Raw genomic sequence first — 15,040 nt, 5'->3', positions numbered from 1 at the left:
CCCAGCCGCGCAGGCGCCGGCCGGCCTCCCAGTCGGCCCGCACCGGCGACCTCGACGGCCTGCTCGGGCGCCATCCCGGCCTGTTCGGCGATGCGCTGGCCGTCAGCCGCGGCGCCCTGCGCTGGCGCTTCGCCGTGCGCCGCGACGGCGCCTGGCCCGAGGACGGCGCCCTGCCCTGCCCGATGACGTGGGGCGAAGGCCCGCACCCGGCCGGCGCGATGCCCGATCTCGGCTGCCGGCTGGCCGGCCTCACCCTCACGCACCCCGATCCCGACCGGATCGCCGCCCTGTACCGGACGCTTCGGCTCGCGGACGCGCCGGCGGTTCGGGCCGGGGCGTTCGGCTACCGCGCCGAGATCGCGACGCCCCACGGCCTGCGCGTGCTATCCTGACGGGCAGCGCGATCGGCGCGTCGTTCCGGCCCCCTGCAGGAGATTGTCCCATGGCCCTCGTCTGCCCGGTGATCCTCGGCTCCGTCCGCTCGGACCGGCAGGGTCTTCGCGTCGCGCGATTCCTGATCGCCGAGCTGGTGCGGCGCGGCTGGGAGGCGCCGCTGGTCGACCCCGCCGAGCTGCAGCTGCCGCTGCTCGACCGGATGTACAAGGAGCACCCGAAGGACGAGGCGCCGCCGAAGCTCGAGGCGCTGGCGGCGCTCTACCGCCGGGCCGACGCCTTCGCCGTGGTCTCGGCCGAGTACAACCATTCGGTGCCGCCGGCCCTGTCGAACACCCTCGACCACTTCCTGGAGGAGTATTACTGGCGGCCCTCGGCGATCTGCTGCTACTCGGCCGGGCAGTACGGCGGCGTGCGCGCGGCGATGCAGCTTCGGGCGATGCTGGCCGAGCTCGGCATGCCGAGCATCCCCTCGCTGCTGCCGGTGCCGCGGGTCGGCAAGGCGCTGGACGAGGCGGGCACGGCCGCCGAGCCGTGGCTGACCAAGGCCGCCGGCAAGTTCCTCGACGAGCTGGCCTGGTACGCCGAGGCGCTGAAGGCCCAGCGGCAGAAGGGCACGCCGTACTGAGCGCCGAGTGGCACCGCGATTGCCACGCGCCGGGGACCGCGGGTCGCAGGACGGGCGTGGCATCAACGAGAGCTGGGCATGAACGAGAGCGTGGAACGGGTCCGGGACGCCCTGGCTGAGCTGATCAAGGCGGCGCTGATCTCCGACGACCGGACGAGCCTTGCCTGCCGCGACGCGGCGCGGGAGAAGCTCGCGGCGCTGGCGGCCGACCCGCCGGAGGCGGCATCGCTGCGCATCGACGGCGCCTGGACCCTGGCGATCAAGGCGGCCGAGGCGCCGGAGCTCCAGCCGGCCGAGGGCCAGGTGAACCTGACCCTGCCGCGGGCCGCGCCGTTCGCCCTCGAGGACCTGATCGCGCCGGGCTTCGACGTCGACGCCGCCGTCGAGACGATCCGCAAGTCGGCCTCCACCGGCTAGAGCATCGTCCGTGATCCAGGGATCGCGGACGATGCTCTGTCCTGTCGTGAGGTCGTATCGTCTTCATGCGGGCCCGGATCCACGCGGAGACCGGCGACCGACGCCTGTCGAGGGCCGGCGGCGCCGATGTTGCTCCGGATCGGGCGCAGCACCATGTTGGGGAACAGACGCGCGGTCCTCGATCGCGATCCCCGAACAGAACCGTCGCCGCGCGCGGCGCGAGCGAGCTGAACAGCCTTTGGCCAAACGCATCAACACCCAGGCGGGGGAGCCGTCCCTCCCCTCGCGCGAGCAGATCGTCGCCTTCATCGCGCAGGCGACCGACACGGTCGGCAAGCGCGAGATCGCGCAGGCCTTCGGCATCAAGGGCGCCGACAAGATCGGCTTGAAGCGCATCCTCAAGGAGATCGAGGAGGACGGCGACATCGCCCGCGGGCGCGGCGGCCTGTCGAAGGCCGGGCGCCTGCCGCCGGTGGTGCTGGCCGACATCCGCTCGCGCGACCGCAACGGCGACTTCCTGGCGTTTCCCGCCGAGTGGGATGCCGGCAAGGGCGATGGGACGGGCGACGGGACGGGCAAGCCGCCGACCATCGTGCTCCACGCGCCGCGCGGCGGCCGCAAGCCGCGGGGCCTGACCGCCGGCATCGGCGACCGCGCCCTGCTCAGGGTCGAGCCCGACGGCGCCGACGGGCGCTACACCGGCCGCGTCGTCAAGGTGATCGGAAAGAACAAGGCCGAGATCATCGGCGTGTTCCGCGAGGGCGCCCAAGGTGGCCGCATCGTGCCGGTGGAGAAGCGCTCGCAGGGCCGCGAGATCCTGATCCCGCCCGGCGAGGAGGGCGAGGCCCGCGAGGGCGACCTCGTCAGCGTCACGCTGGAGCGCGAGACCCGCTTCGGGCTGCCGCGCGGCCGGGTGCGCGAGCGCCTCGGCTCGCTCGGCTCCGAGAAAGCGGTGAGCCTGATCGCGCTGCACCTCCACCACATCCCGCACGTGTTCGCGGAGGCGACGCTGGCCGAGGCCGACGCGGCCAAGCCCGCGACGATGAAAGGCCGCGAGGATTGGCGCGACCGCCCGCTGCTGACCATCGATCCGCCCGACGCCAAGGACCACGACGACGCGGTGATGGCGCAAGCCGACGACGACGCCGGCAACCCCGGCGGCTTCGTCGTCACCGTGGCGATCGCCGACGTCGCGGCCTACGTCCGCCCCGGCTCGGCCCTCGACCGCGAGGCGCTGGAGCGCGGCAACTCGGTCTACTTCCCCGACCGGGTCGTGCCGATGCTGCCCGAGCGCATCTCCAACGACCTGTGCTCGCTCCGCGAGGGCGAGGACCGCCCGGCGCTGGCGGTGCGGATGGTGGTCGCCGCCGACGGGACGAAGCGCAAGCACACGTTCCACCGGGTGATGATGCGCTCGCGCGCCAAGCTCTCCTACGCCCAGGCGCAGGCCGCCATCGACGGGCACGGCGACGACGCCGCGAATGCGCTGCTCGACACGGCGCTCCGCCCGCTCTGGGCCGCCTACGCGGCGCTCCGCGAGGCGCGCGACCGGCGCGGCCCGCTGGCGCTCGACCTGCCGGAGCGCAAGGTGCTGCTGACCCCGGACGGCGCGGTCGACCGGGTGATCGTGCCGGAGCGCCTCGACGCGCACCGGCTGATCGAGGAGTTCATGATCCAGGCCAACGTCGCGGCGGCCGAGACGCTCGAGGGCGCGCGCCAGGCGCTGATCTACCGGGTGCACGACGAGCCGGCGATCGAGAAGATGCGCGCGCTCGGCGAGGTGCTCGCCTCGGTCGGCGTCAAGCTGCCGAAGGAGGGCGCGCTCCGGCCGGCCCTGTTCAACCGCATCCTCGCGGCGGTGGCCGAGACCGAGCACGCGCTGTTCATCAACGAGGTGGTGCTGCGCAGCCAGGCCCAGGCCGTCTACGGCTCGGAGAATCTCGGGCATTTCGGGCTGAACCTGCGCCGCTACGCCCACTTCACCTCGCCGATCCGGCGCTACGCCGACCTCATCGTCCACCGGGCGTTGATCGCTGCCGGGCGCATGGGCTCGGACGGGCTCTCGCCGGACGTGACGGCCGCCGACCTCGCGCAGGTCGGCGAGCAGATCTCGGCGGCCGAGCGCCGGGCCATGGCGGCCGAGCGCGAGACCATCGACCGGCTGATCGCCCACCACCTCGCCGACCGGGTCGGCGCGACCTTCCACGGCCAGATCGCCGGCGTGACGCGGGCCGGGCTGTTCATCAAGCTGGCCGATACCGGCGCGGACGGCTTCGTGCCGATCTCGACGCTGGGCGCCGACTACTTCCGCCACGAGGAGGGCCGCCACGCGCTGGTCGGCGAGCGCACCGGCGAGACCTTCCGGCTGGGCGACAAGGTCGAGGTGAAGCTCGTCGAGGCCGCCCCCGTCGCCGGCGCGCTGCGCTTCGAGCTTTTGTCGGAAGGGCGCACCCGGGCGGGAACCAAGGCCTCCGGCACCAAGGCGCCCGGCGGCCGCGCCTTCAAGGCCGCCCCGAGCGGCCGCCCCGCCGGCATCCGCAACGCGGGCACGCGTCACCGCGGCTCGCGCCGATGAGGTGGCAGGGTGTATGGTGACGGCATGATGCGCGAGCCCCCCACCCGTACCGGCCTGGTCCGCTCGATGGCGCGGGGCTTCGTCGGCCGCTGCCCGCATTGCGGGGAGGGCCGGATCTTCGGGCGCTACCTCAAGGTCCGGCCCGAATGCGACGCGTGCGGGCTCGAGCTGCACCATCACCGCGCCGACGACCTGCCGCCCTACCTGGTGATCTTCGTGGTCGCCCACGTGATCGGCTACCTGATCCTCGAATCGGAGCTGAACTACGACGTGCCGCTCTGGGTCTCGCTCAGCGTCTGGCCGGTGGTGACGCTGGCGCTGGCGCTCGGGCTGCTCCAGCCGGTGAAGGGCGCGGTGGTCGGGCTGCAATACGCGCTTGGCATGCACGGCTTCGCCACGCTACCGGGAGCTAAGCCCGACGCGGGGCCGGAGGACGCGCACCTTGACCGACCCGGCCTCGACGGCGCGTCCCCCCTCCGGCCCTAAGCCGAAACCGTCCGCGGCCTTGCGCCCGCGCGACGCCGCGACGCTGATCGTGCTCGACCGCCGCACCCGCGCGCCGAAGGTGCTGATGGGGCGGCGCAACGCCGGCCTCGCCTTCATGCCGGGCAAGTTCGTGTTTCCCGGCGGGCGGATCGAGGCGAGCGACAGGCGCATGCCGGTGGCCGGCGCGCTGCCCGACTACGCCGAGGCCGCGCTGACACGGCAGGTGGTGCGCCCGCCCCACCATCTCGGCCGCGCGCTGGCGCTCGCCGCCATCCGCGAGACCTTCGAGGAGACCGGCCTGCTCGTCGGCACCCGCGAATACGGGCCGCCGGAGGAGGTGCCGGCCGGCTGGGAGGCCTTCGCCGCCCACGGCGTGCTGCCGGACCTCGAGGCGCTGCACTTCGTCGCCCGCGCGATCACGCCGCCGAAGCGCGTGCGCCGCTTCGACACCCGCTTCTTCACGGTCGACCGCCGCGCCATCGCCGCCGAGGAGCCGGGCCGGGTCTCGGAGGCGTCGGAACTCACCGAGCTCGCGTGGTTCACCTTCGCCGCCGCGCGCAAGCTCGACCTGCCGACCATCACCGGCATGATCCTCGACGAGCTGGAAGCCCAGGTCGCGGTCGACTTCGCGCCCTACCGCCCGATCCCGTTCCACGCCGAGCGCCGCGGCCGGCGCGAGCGCACGGTGCTGTAGGGCTCGGGCCGCGGGGCGCCCGAGCGGGTCCCCACCTTGACGGCCCCGGCCCGATCGGGCATTCACCCGCCGGTATTCGGCCGGCCACGCCCGGCCCTTTTGCGTTTCGCGCTTGCGGAATGCCGCGAAGCCACAGGAGCGCCCGCCATGGCCAAGGCCGTCACCGTCAAGATCAAGCTCGTCTCCACCGCCGACACGGGCTACTTCTACGTCACCAAGAAGAACTCCCGCACGCAGACCGAGAAGCTGACGCAGCGCAAATACGACCCGGTCGTGCGCAAGCACGTCGACTTCAAGGAATCGAAGATCAAGTAAGCGTTTCGGTCCGGCAGCCCGGATCGGACGCAGAGGCCGCCCCCGACCGGGGCGGCCTTTTTCGTGCACGCCGGTGCGGCGCTCCTACAGGTCCGGCGCGTCGAGCGTCTTCGCCAATGTCCGCGCGATGGCGACCAGCGCCGTGATCATCGGGGTGGAGGGCTCGCGCCGCGGCGCCACCAGGCCGATCGTGTGCTCCAGCTCCGGCGCGACGATCGGGATCGCGCGCACACCGACCATCGGCCCGAGGGCGTCGGCGAGGATCGCCGGCATCACGCTCGCCCACTTGAGCGTGCGGACATGGGTCATCAGCACGATCATCGAGTTCGATTCGAGCGAGGCCGAGGGCTCGCCGCCCGCGTCGCGGATCTGCTGGTCGATGATGCGCCGGTTCTGCATGTTCGGCGTGAGCAGGCACAGCGGCAGGCGGCCGATCTCGGCCCAGGTCACCGAGGCGCGTGCGTCGAAGGCGCCGCCTTCCGCGGTCAGCAGCCGGTAGCGCTCGCGGTAGAGCGGCACCGAGATCACCCGGCCGAGCGGCTCGTTGTCGAGGTAGGTCAGGCCGGCATCGGCCTCCAGGTTCTCGATCAACGAGAAGATGTCGGCCGAGGTGGTCGATTCCACCGTCAGCCGCACGTCGGGGTGCTTCTCGCGGTAGGGCGTGGTGAGGTTGGCCACCATCGGCAGCGCGGTCGGGATCGCGGCGACGCGCAGGTGCCCGGTGAGGCCGCGGCGCAGGCCCGCCACGTCCTCGTGCATGGCGCGGCTGTCGGCGACGATGCGCCGGCCCCATTCGAGCACGCGCTCGCCCTCCGGGGTGAAGCCCTGGAAGCGCGAGCCGCGCCGCACCAGCTGCACCCCGAAGCGGTTCTCGAGCTGCTTCACCCCCGCCGACAGGGTCTGCTGGGTGACGCCGCAGGTCTCGGCGGCGCGCCCGAAATGCTGCTCCCGCGAGAGCGCGAGCAGGAAGTCGAGCTTGTCGATCATGGCACCCTCCCCGGCGGCGTGCCGGGAAGGCTATACCCATTCGGCCGGCCGCGCCCGCTCAGCGGAACAGGATCAGCGCCTTGGCCAGCGTCGTCCACACGCCCCAGGCGATCGGGATGCCGACGACGGCCCAGGCGGCGAGCGCCGCCAGGCCGAAGCCGCCGCGGCCGATGCCGAAGGAGCCCGAGGGGATCGTCCCCGCCGCGCCCCGGCTGTTCAGCGCCGCCACGTCGGCGTCCGACATGAACCACTTGGCCTTGAGCGGGCGCACCAGCAGGTTGGCGACGAAGCCGAGCGCCAGCATGCCGGCGAGGATGTACATGGTGCCGTCGTAGAGGCGCGAGCCGGCGACGCCGGCATCGACCTGCGCCTGGCGGATGTAGTTGACCACCACCGGCCCGACGATGCCGGCCGTCGACCACGCGGTGAGCAGCCGCCCGTGGATCGCGCCGACGAACTGCGTGCCGAAGATGTCGGCGAGATAGGCCGGCACCGTGGCGAAGCCGCCGCCGTACATCGACAGGATGACGCAGAATGCGAGCACAAACAGCGCCTGCGAGCCGGCGGCGGCGAAGGACGGCGCGCCGGCATAGAGCGCGATGCCGAGCGCGAAGAAGATCGCGTAGGTGGTCTTGCGCCCAAGCTTGTCCGACATCGAGGCCCAGAAGAAGCGGCCGCCGATGTTGAACAGCGACAGCAGCCCGACGAAGCCCGCCGCGATCGCGGCGACCTGCGCCTTCTGGCCGGCCTCGAGGGCGGAAAAGCCGACATCCGGCGCGCCGACGAGGCGGCCGCCGAAGATCTCCTGCAGCATCGGCGAGGCGATGCCGATGACGCCGATCCCGGCCGAGACGTTGAGGCACAGCACCGCCCAGATCAGCCAGAACTGCGCGGTCTTGTGCGCGTCGTCGAGATGGACCTGGCCGTTGGTGATCATCCCCGCCTTGGCCGGCGCCGGGCTCCAGCCCTCGGGCTTCCAGCCGGCCGGCGGCACGCGGTAGCCGAGCGCGCCGGCCATCATGAACACGAAGTAGCCGGCGGCCATCACCAGGAAGGTCTGCCACACGCCGACCGAGGTCGGCGACTTGAACGCGTCCATCAGCATCGCCGCCAGCGGCGAGCCGATCAGCGCGCCGCCGCCGAACCCCATGATCGCCATGCCGGTGGCCATGCCGCGCCGGTCCGGGAACCACTTGATCAAGGTCGAGACCGGCGAGATGTAGCCGAGCCCGAGGCCGATGCCGCCGATCACGCCCGAGCCGAGCCACATCATCCAGAGCTGATGGGTGACGATGCCCAGCGCCGAGATCGCCATGCCGCCGCACCAGCACAAAGCCGCGGCGATGCCGGCCTTGCGCGGCCCCGCCCGCTCGAGCCAGCCGCCGAACACCGCGGCCGAGGCCCCGAGGAAGACGAAGAACAGGGTGTACATCCAGCCGAGATCGGCCACCCGCCAATCGCAGGTGGTGGTCACCAGCGCGGTCGCCAGCGACATGTCCGGGCAGGCCTTCGACGCGGTGATGCCGAGGGCGCGCGAGAGCGGCAGCCAGAACACCGAGAAGCCGTAGGCCATGCCGATGCAGAGGTGGATCGCCAGGGCCGCCGGCGGCACGAGCCAGCGGTTGAACCCGGGTTTCGCGACGATGTATTCGCGCGACAACCAGGATGTCGGCCGCTCGCGCAGCAAGGTGACGTCGGCGGTCCGTGCGGTCATCGGTGAGGTTCCCCCGAAGCGGCCCTGTTGAGCGGGCCGTCAATCGAGGTGAATTCTAAGGATTGAATTCAAGCGCGACTATGCGCGGATGTCGACGAGTCGGACGTTTCATCCGTCCGATCATGACAAAACCGCGTCGGCGTCAACCGGCGTCGCTCGCACCTTCGCCGAGCTTCTGCGGATCGCGGGTGGCGGACCGCACCGGGCTCTCGGCCTCGGTCCGGCCCTCGCGCATCGCGCGGACCACGAGCGGGTCGACCCGCTCGCCCATCGCCGGCAGGCAGGCCTCGAGGCTCGCGAGCATCTTCGGGGTCCAGAACGCGACCACGTGCTTGTGGATGCCGGTCACCGCCTCGTCATCCGGGTAGGACCGGAAGAAGGACGCGATCTGGTTGGCCATCCGTACCAGCTTCTCGTCGCTCGTCAGCGCGCTCATCGAAAACCTTTGCTTGCCTGCGTTGCCGAACGATGCGCGAGCAGCGCGTGTCCCTCCCCCGCAGAGGGGGGAGGGAAAGGCCTGCCGCTACTCCGCCGCGTCGAGCTGCTGCGCGATGCGGGTGAGCGAGAAGTCCTCCTCGTAGAACTTCGCCTGCCAGTCCGACGGGCGGTTGGTGCGCCGGACCTGCACCGCCGTGACCTTGTACTCGGGGCAGTTGGTCGCCCAGTCCGAGAAGTCCGTCGTGATGACGTTCGCGCCGGTCTTGGCGTGGTGGAAGGTGGTGTAGACCACGCCCGGCTGCATCCGCTCGGTGATGCGCGCCTTGAGCGCGATGTCGCCGGACCGGCTCTCCAGCGAGACCAGGTCGCCGTCGACCACGCCGCGGACCTCGGCGTCGAACGGGTGGATCTCCAGCACGTCCTCCTCGTGCCAGCGCGAGTTCTCGGTGCGCCGGGTCTGCGCGCCGACATTGTACTGCGACAGGATCCGGCCGGTGGTGAGGATGAGCGGGAACTTCGCCCCCGTGCGCTCCTCGGTGGCCACGAACTCGGTGATCATGAACCGGCCGAGGCCGCGCACGAACCGGTCGACGTGCATCATCGGCGTGCCCATCGGCGCCTTGTCGTTGCAGGGCCACTGCACCGAGCCGAGCTCGTCGAGCTTGGCGAAGGAGACGCCGGCGAAGCTCGGCGTCAGCGCCGCGATCTCGTCCATGATCTCCGACGGATGGCTGTAGTCCATCTCGTAGCCCAGCGCCTTGGAGAGCAGGATCGTGCCCTCCCAGTCGCCGTAGCCGCCCATCGGCGGCATCACCTTGCGCACGCGCGAGATCCGGCGCTCGGCGTTGGTGAAGGTGCCGTCCTTCTCCAGGAACGAGGCGCCCGGCAGGAAGACGTGGGCGTACTTGGCGGTCTCGTTCAGGAACAGGTCCTGGATGACGATGCACTCCATCGCCATCAGGCCGGACGTGACGTGGTGGGTGTCCGGGTCCGACTGGGCGATGTCCTCGCCCTGGATGTACATGCCCTTGAAGGCGCCATCGACGGCCTCGTCGAGCATGTTGGTGATGCGCAGGCCCGGCGCGTTGTCGAGCTTGGCCCCCCAGAGCGCCTCGAAGCTCTCGCGGGTGGCGTCGTCCGAGACGTGGCGGTAGCCTGGCAGCTCGTGCGGGAACGAGCCCATGTCGCAGGAGCCCTGGACGTTGTTCTGGCCGCGCAGCGGGTTCACGCCGGCGCCGAGCTTGCCGATGTTGCCGGTGGCCATGGCGATGTTGGCCATGCCCATCACCATGGTCGAGCCCTGGCTGTGCTCGGTGACGCCGAGGCCGTAGTAGATGCCGGCGTTGCCGCCGGTGGCGTAGAGCCGGGCGGCGGCGCGGAGCTCAACGGGGTCGATGCCGGTGTATTGCGCCTGCGCCTCCGGCGAGTGGCGCTCGTCGGCGATGAAGCGGGCCCAGGACTCGAACTCGGCGAGGTCGCAGCGCTCGCGCACGTAGGCCTCGTCGATCAGCCCCTCGGTGACGATCACGTGCGCCATCGAGTTGATGAAGGCGACGTTGGAGCCGGGCTTCAGCGGCAGGTGGTGCGTCGCCTTGATGTGGGGCGACTTCACCAGGTCGATCTTGCGCGGGTCGGCGACGATGAGCTTGGCGCCCTGGCGCAGGCGCCGCTTCATCCGCGAGCCGAAGACCGGGTGGCCGTCGGTCGGGTTGGCGCCGATCACCAGGATCACGTCGGACTGCTCGACCGACTTGAAGTCCTGCGTGCCGGCCGAGGTGCCGAGCGTCGACATCAGGCCGTAGCCGGTCGGCGAGTGGCAGACGCGGGCGCAGGTGTCGACGTTGTTGTTGCCGAAGGCGGCGCGCACCAGCTTCTGGACGAGGTAGGCCTCCTCGTTGGTGCAGCGCGACGAGGTGATGCCGCCGACCGAGTCCCGGCCGTAGGTCGCCTGGATGCGCTTGAACTCGGAGGCCGCGCGGCCGATCGCCTCCTCCCACGACACCTCGCGCCACGGATCCGTGATCTTCTCGCGGATCATCGGCTTGGTGATGCGGTCCTTGTGGGTGGCGTAGCCGTAGGCGAAGCGGCCCTTGACGCAGCTGTGGCCCTCGTTGGCCTTGCCGCCCTTGTAGGGCACCATGCGGATGATCTTGGTGCCCTGCATCTCCGCCTTGAACGAGCAGCCGACGCCGCAATAGGCGCAGGTCGTGACCTCCGAATGCTCGGGCTGGCCGTGCTCGTGGATCGACTTCTCCTGGAGCGTCGCGGTCGGGCAGGCCTGCACGCAGGCGCCGCAGGACACGCACTCGGATTCCATGAAGTTGGTGTTGCCGGCCGCCACGCGGCTGTCGAAGCCGCGGCCCTCGATGGTGAGCGCGAAGGTGCCCTGCACCTCCTCGCAGGCGCGGACGCAGCGGTTGCAGACGATGCACTTCGACGGATCGTAGGTGAAGTACGGGTTCGACTCGTCCTTCGGCAGGTACTTCTCGGCGGTGGGCACGACGTGGTTGTCGCCGTCGTAGCCGTAGCGCACGTCGCGCAGGCCCACGATCCCGGCCATGTCCTGCAGCTCGCAGTCGCCGTTGGCGGCGCAGGTCAGGCAGGTCAGCGGGTGGTCGGAGATGTAGAGCTCCATCACGCCCTTGCGGAGCTTGGCGAGCTTGTCGGTCTGCGTCCGCACCACCATGCCGTTTTCGGCCGGCGTGGTGCAGGAGGCCGGCGTGCCGCGCCGCCCCTCGATCTCCACGAGGCAGAGGCGGCAGGAGCCGAACGGCTCCAGCGAGTCCGTCGCGCACAGCTTCGGGATCTGCGTGCCCGCCGTCATCGCGGCGGCCATCACCGACGTTCCGGCCGGGACGGTGACGTCCATGCCGTCGATGCTCAGCGTCACCGTCTGATCGCTGACGCGGATCGGGGTGCCGTAGTCGATCTCTTTGATGAGGGCCATGGACGCCTCCCTATTCCGCCGCGACGGGCAGGTCGCCCGCGCGCGAAAAGTCTTCGGGGAAATGGGTGATCGCGCTCATCACGGGCATCGGCGTGAGCCCGCCCATGGCGCAGAGCGAACCGTCGGTCATGACCTCGCAGAGGTCGGCGATGACGGTGAGGTTCCTCTCCGGGCTGATCCCGGCGATGACCTTGTCCATCGTCTCGACGCCGCGGGTCGCGCCGATGCGGCACGGGGTGCACTTGCCGCAGGATTCCGTGGCGCAGAACTCGAAGGCGAAGCGGGCCTGCTTCGCCATGTCGACGGTGTCGTCGAACACGACGATGCCGCCGTGGCCGACGAGACCCTTGTTGGCCGCCATCGCCTCGTAATCGAGGGGCGTGTCGAGCAGGTGATCGGGGAAGTAGGCCCCGAGCGGGCCGCCAACCTGCACCGCGCGGACCGGCCGGCCGGAGAAGGTGCCGCCGCCGTAGCCCTCGATCACCTCGCGCAGCGTGATGCCGAAGGCGGTCTCGATCAGCCCGCCGTGCTTCACGTTGCCGGCGAGCTGGATCGGCAGGGTGCCGAGCGAGCGGCCCATGCCGTAATCGGCGTAGGCCTTAGCGCCGTGCTCCAGGATCCAGGGCGTCGCCGTGAAGGTCATCACGTTGTTGACGAGCGTCGGCTGGCCGAGGAAGCCCTTCAGCGCCGGGATCGGCGGCTTGGCGCGGACGATGCCGCGCTTGCCCTCGAGGCTCTCCAGCAACGAGGTCTCCTCGCCGCAGATGTAGGCGCCGGCGCCGAGCCGGACCTCGAGGTGGAAGCTCTTGCCCGAGCCCATCACGTCGTCGCCGAGGACGCCCGCCGCGATGCCGTTGGCGATGGCCTCCTTCAGCGTCGCGAAGGCCTGCGGGTACTCGGAGCGCAGGTAGATGTAGCCCCGAGTCGCGCCGACGGCGACGGCGGCGATGGTCATGCCCTCGATGAGGTTGAAGGGGTCGCCCTCCATCATCATCCGGTCGGCGAAGGTGCCGGAATCGCCCTCGTCGGCGTTGCAGACCACGTATTTCTGGTGCGACTGCGCCAGCATCACCGTGTTCCACTTGATGCCGGCGGGAAAGCCGGCGCCGCCGCGGCCGCGCAGGCCGGATTCGCGGACCTCGCCGACGGTGCCCTCGGGGCCGAGCCGCAACGCGGCCTCGAGGCCGCGATAGCCGCCATGGGCCTTGTAGTCGTCGACCGAGACCGGATCGATCACGCCGCAGCGGTGGAAGGTGAGTCGCTGCTGGCGGGCCAGGAACGGGATCGCCTCCGGGTCGCCGAGGCGGAGCGGGTGGTCGCCGCCCTCCGCCAGGCCGGCATCGAGGAGCGCGTCGACGTCGGCGGGCGTCACCGGGCCGTAGGCGACGCGGCCCTCGGGGGTCGCGACCTCGACCATCGGCTCGAGCCAAAACAGGCCGCGCGAGCCGGTGCGGACGATCGACACGTCGAGGCCGCGGCGCTCGGCGCCGGAGAACAGCGCGCGGGCGACGCGGTTGGCGCCGAGGCCGAGGGCCACGGCGTCACGGGGGACGTAGAGGGTGATGCTCATGGGGGTGCTCATGCGCGCGCCTCGCTGAGGGCCGCGTCGAGGCTGTCGGCGGTGAGGCGTGCGATCGGCTCGCCGTCCACCAGCGCCGCCGGGGCGTTGGAGCACAGGCCGAGGCAGTAGACCGGCTCGACCGTCGCGTTCCCGTCGGCGGTGGTGCCGTGCCAGCCGGTGCCGAGGCGCGACAGGATCTCGGCGTGCAGCCGGTCCGAGCCCATGGCCTGGCAGGCCTCGGCGCGGCACAGCTTCACCGCGTGCCGGCCGGTCGGGTGGGCGCGGAAGTCGTGATAGAAGGTGATGCAGCCGTGGACCTCGGCCCGCGACAGGTTGAGCGCATCGGCGATCAGCGGCACCGCGCCGGCATCGACGTAGCCGAAGGTCTCCTGCAGCGCGTGCAGGATCGGAAGGGTGGCGCCTTCCAGGTGACGGTGCTCGGCGATGATCCCGGAAGCGCGCTGCGCATCCCAAGGCTCGAAACGCGGCATGATTTCCTGCCCAGATTGTTCCCGTTCTAAGTGGCGACTGGAACAGAAATGCCGATTGCGTTCAATCGTGCAGATCGGTCGCTCGACAAAGGTCTTCTGTCGAAATCGGGGGTCCGGCCCTCTGCTTCCCTACGGACGAACCCACGAGCGCGGCATTTTCAACGCGTCCGATTTGTCATGCTGCACCGCAACAGAACGGAGCCTCGGAGTGCACGTCATGCTGCCGTGCAATAAACTACCGGTTCGCATCCCGGCCTCAACCCTCGGATGGTTCGGCCCGCGGTCGTCTGCAACCATCGACGGGCACACCGAAACTTTCTTTTCGCCGGCATGAAACCCTGGACCAAAGCACGACTTGACAAGCCCTAAGGGCAGTCTTGGAGCTGTCCGTCAGGCTTACGACGGCGCTGGCAACGGGATGAATAGGGCGCCGAAGGTGACGAATTCCATGGTCAAGAGCGATCTCCACCCGCCGCATTCCGGGCCCGGGTCCGATCCGGTGCTCTACGGGGTGGCCGCCGGGCTCGCCGAGCTGTTCCCGCCGGTGACGACGCACCCGCGCCCGGTCCACGATCGCGACCGGGCCGAGACCGACGAGCCCGACCAGGACTGAGGCGACGCGCCCCGAGCGCGAAACCCGACGCGTCTCCCGTCGGAGCGCGTCCCGTGGCGATCGTGATCAGAGCGCGTCCCGCGCCGTGTCCTGCCAGCGCACCAGCGGGGTCGTGAGCGCCACCAGCAAAGCATCGGCGAGCTTGCCCGCCACCGCGAAGGCGATGATCGCGGCGAGGATCTGCTCGGGCTTGGAGAATTGCTGGCCGTCGATCAGCAGGTAGCCGAGACCTTCGGACGCTCCCATCAGCTCGGCCGCGACCACGAACAGGAAGCCGAGCCCGAGGCCGGTGCGCAAGGCCGTGACGGTGGCCGGCAGCACCGCGGGCAGCAGGATGCGCCGCACCTGCGCCGCCCGCGACAGCCGGAAGATCCGCCCGACCTCGACGAGCTTGCGGTCGACCGAGGCGATGGCGCCCGCGACCCCGACATAGACGGGGAAGAACACCCCGACCGCGATCAGCATCACCTTCGGCGTCTCGAGGATGCCGAACCACAGGATGAACAGCGGCACCCAGGCGAGCGACGGCACCGCGCGCAACGCCTGCAGGCTCGGGTCGACGAGCCGGCGCAGGGTCGGCAGGGTCGCGGTCAGCGCGCCCGCGACGATCCCCGCCGCCGCGCCGAGCGCGAAGCCGAGGCCGACGCGCACCAGCGTCGCGGAGACGTGCATCCACAGGTCGCCCGAGCGGGCGAGCTCCCACAGCGTCGCCGCGATCCGGCTCGGCGGCGGCAGCAGCCGCCCCTGCGCCAGGCCGGCACGGACCGCCGCCTCCCAGCCC

15 protein-coding genes are annotated in these 15,040 nt (G+C 71.0%); 8 read left to right on the top strand and 7 right to left on the bottom strand.

What is annotated here, in order from left to right:
• From FV230_RS14235 to rpmG, 7 genes are all read left to right on the top strand, one after another.
• A partial coding sequence (locus FV230_RS14235; protein WP_147842852.1) for a VOC family protein occupies positions 1–392 on the top strand: 392 nt, incomplete at its 5' end.
• A 50-nt stretch (positions 393–442) separates the two neighbouring features.
• Entirely contained in the window at positions 443–1,021 is a 579-nt protein-coding gene (locus FV230_RS14230; protein ID WP_147842851.1) for an NAD(P)H-dependent oxidoreductase, read from the top strand.
• Between the two features lie 78 nt (positions 1,022–1,099).
• Positions 1,100–1,438 (top strand): hypothetical protein, encoded by a 339-nt coding sequence (locus tag FV230_RS14225; protein ID WP_147728935.1) that lies wholly within the window; start codon positions 1,100–1,102, stop codon positions 1,436–1,438.
• Positions 1,439–1,676: 238 nt separating this feature from the next.
• Positions 1,677–4,013, top strand: a complete 2,337-nt coding sequence (rnr, locus tag FV230_RS14220; RefSeq protein WP_147842850.1) for a ribonuclease R — start codon at positions 1,677–1,679, stop codon at positions 4,011–4,013.
• Positions 4,014–4,037: 24 nt separating this feature from the next.
• Positions 4,038–4,499: a DUF983 domain-containing protein gene (locus FV230_RS14215; protein WP_243950693.1), complete on the top strand. Its 462-nt coding sequence runs from the start codon at positions 4,038–4,040 to the stop codon at positions 4,497–4,499.
• A 19-nt stretch (positions 4,500–4,518) separates the two neighbouring features.
• On the top strand, positions 4,519–5,193 hold the full coding sequence (locus FV230_RS14210) for an NUDIX domain-containing protein (protein WP_243933659.1): 675 nt from the start codon (positions 4,519–4,521) through the stop codon (positions 5,191–5,193).
• 147 nt (positions 5,194–5,340) lie between these two features.
• Positions 5,341–5,508: a 50S ribosomal protein L33 gene (gene rpmG, locus FV230_RS14205; RefSeq protein ID WP_147726819.1), complete on the top strand. Its 168-nt coding sequence runs from the start codon at positions 5,341–5,343 to the stop codon at positions 5,506–5,508.
• Between the two features lie 84 nt (positions 5,509–5,592).
• Here rpmG and FV230_RS14200 read toward each other — a convergent pair whose 3' ends face one another.
• The 6 genes from FV230_RS14200 to FV230_RS14175 form a co-directional block, all read right to left on the bottom strand.
• Positions 5,593–6,495: a LysR family transcriptional regulator gene (locus tag FV230_RS14200; RefSeq protein WP_147842848.1), complete on the bottom strand. Its 903-nt coding sequence runs from the start codon at positions 6,493–6,495 to the stop codon at positions 5,593–5,595.
• A gap of 58 nt (positions 6,496–6,553) precedes the next feature.
• Entirely contained in the window at positions 6,554–8,209 is a 1,656-nt protein-coding gene (locus FV230_RS14195; protein ID WP_147726816.1) for an OFA family MFS transporter, read from the bottom strand.
• 142 nt (positions 8,210–8,351) lie between these two features.
• Positions 8,352–8,645, bottom strand: a complete 294-nt coding sequence (locus FV230_RS14190; RefSeq protein ID WP_147726813.1) for a formate dehydrogenase subunit delta — start codon at positions 8,643–8,645, stop codon at positions 8,352–8,354.
• A gap of 87 nt (positions 8,646–8,732) precedes the next feature.
• Positions 8,733–11,594, bottom strand: a complete 2,862-nt coding sequence (gene fdhF, locus FV230_RS14185) for a formate dehydrogenase subunit alpha (RefSeq protein WP_147726811.1) — start codon at positions 11,592–11,594, stop codon at positions 8,733–8,735.
• Positions 11,595–11,604: 10 nt separating this feature from the next.
• Positions 11,605–13,164 (bottom strand): formate dehydrogenase beta subunit, encoded by a 1,560-nt coding sequence (locus tag FV230_RS14180; protein ID WP_147842853.1) that lies wholly within the window; start codon positions 13,162–13,164, stop codon positions 11,605–11,607.
• An 8-nt stretch (positions 13,165–13,172) separates the two neighbouring features.
• A complete protein-coding gene (locus FV230_RS14175) occupies positions 13,173–13,646 on the bottom strand; it encodes a formate dehydrogenase subunit gamma (protein WP_147726809.1) in 474 nt (157 codons plus the stop codon).
• 448 nt (positions 13,647–14,094) lie between these two features.
• Between FV230_RS14175 and FV230_RS14170 the strand changes: the two genes are divergently transcribed.
• Positions 14,095–14,259 carry a hypothetical protein gene (locus tag FV230_RS14170; protein WP_244030596.1) on the top strand — a complete coding sequence of 55 codons (165 nt, stop codon included), beginning with the start codon at positions 14,095–14,097 and terminating at the stop codon, positions 14,257–14,259.
• A 66-nt stretch (positions 14,260–14,325) separates the two neighbouring features.
• Here FV230_RS14170 and FV230_RS14165 read toward each other — a convergent pair.
• On the bottom strand, positions 14,326–15,040 hold a 715-nt coding region (locus FV230_RS14165), incomplete at its 5' end, for an ABC transporter permease (RefSeq protein ID WP_147842846.1).

Source organism: Methylobacterium sp. WL6 (assembly GCF_008040095.1).
Classification (GTDB): domain Bacteria; phylum Pseudomonadota; class Alphaproteobacteria; order Rhizobiales; family Beijerinckiaceae; genus Methylobacterium.
Note: the sequence above shows the minus strand (reverse complement) of the source record. Positions and strands in the feature narration are given on the sequence as shown.

Bases quoted from the DNA above. Each gene is read 5' to 3' on its own strand.
- FV230_RS14230 (WP_147842851.1), top strand. From the start codon at position 443: ATGGCCCTCGTCTGCCCGGTGATCCTCGGCTCCGTCCGCTCGGACCGG.
- FV230_RS14225 (WP_147728935.1), top strand. From the start codon at position 1,100: ATGAACGAGAGCGTGGAACGGGTCCGGGACGCCCTGGCTGAGCTGATC.
- FV230_RS14215 (WP_243950693.1), top strand. From the start codon at position 4,038: ATGATGCGCGAGCCCCCCACCCGTACCGGCCTGGTCCGCTCGATGGCG.
- rpmG (WP_147726819.1), top strand. From the start codon at position 5,341: ATGGCCAAGGCCGTCACCGTCAAGATCAAGCTCGTCTCCACCGCCGAC.
- FV230_RS14200 (WP_147842848.1), bottom strand. From the start codon at position 6,495: ATGATCGACAAGCTCGACTTCCTGCTCGCGCTCTCGCGGGAGCAGCAT.
- FV230_RS14195 (WP_147726816.1), bottom strand. From the start codon at position 8,209: ATGACCGCACGGACCGCCGACGTCACCTTGCTGCGCGAGCGGCCGACA.
- FV230_RS14190 (WP_147726813.1), bottom strand. From the start codon at position 8,645: ATGAGCGCGCTGACGAGCGACGAGAAGCTGGTACGGATGGCCAACCAG.
- fdhF (WP_147726811.1), bottom strand. From the start codon at position 11,594: ATGGCCCTCATCAAAGAGATCGACTACGGCACCCCGATCCGCGTCAGC.
- FV230_RS14180 (WP_147842853.1), bottom strand. From the start codon at position 13,164: ATGAGCATCACCCTCTACGTCCCCCGTGACGCCGTGGCCCTCGGCCTC.
- FV230_RS14175 (WP_147726809.1), bottom strand. From the start codon at position 13,646: ATGCCGCGTTTCGAGCCTTGGGATGCGCAGCGCGCTTCCGGGATCATC.
- FV230_RS14170 (WP_244030596.1), top strand. From the start codon at position 14,095: ATGGTCAAGAGCGATCTCCACCCGCCGCATTCCGGGCCCGGGTCCGAT.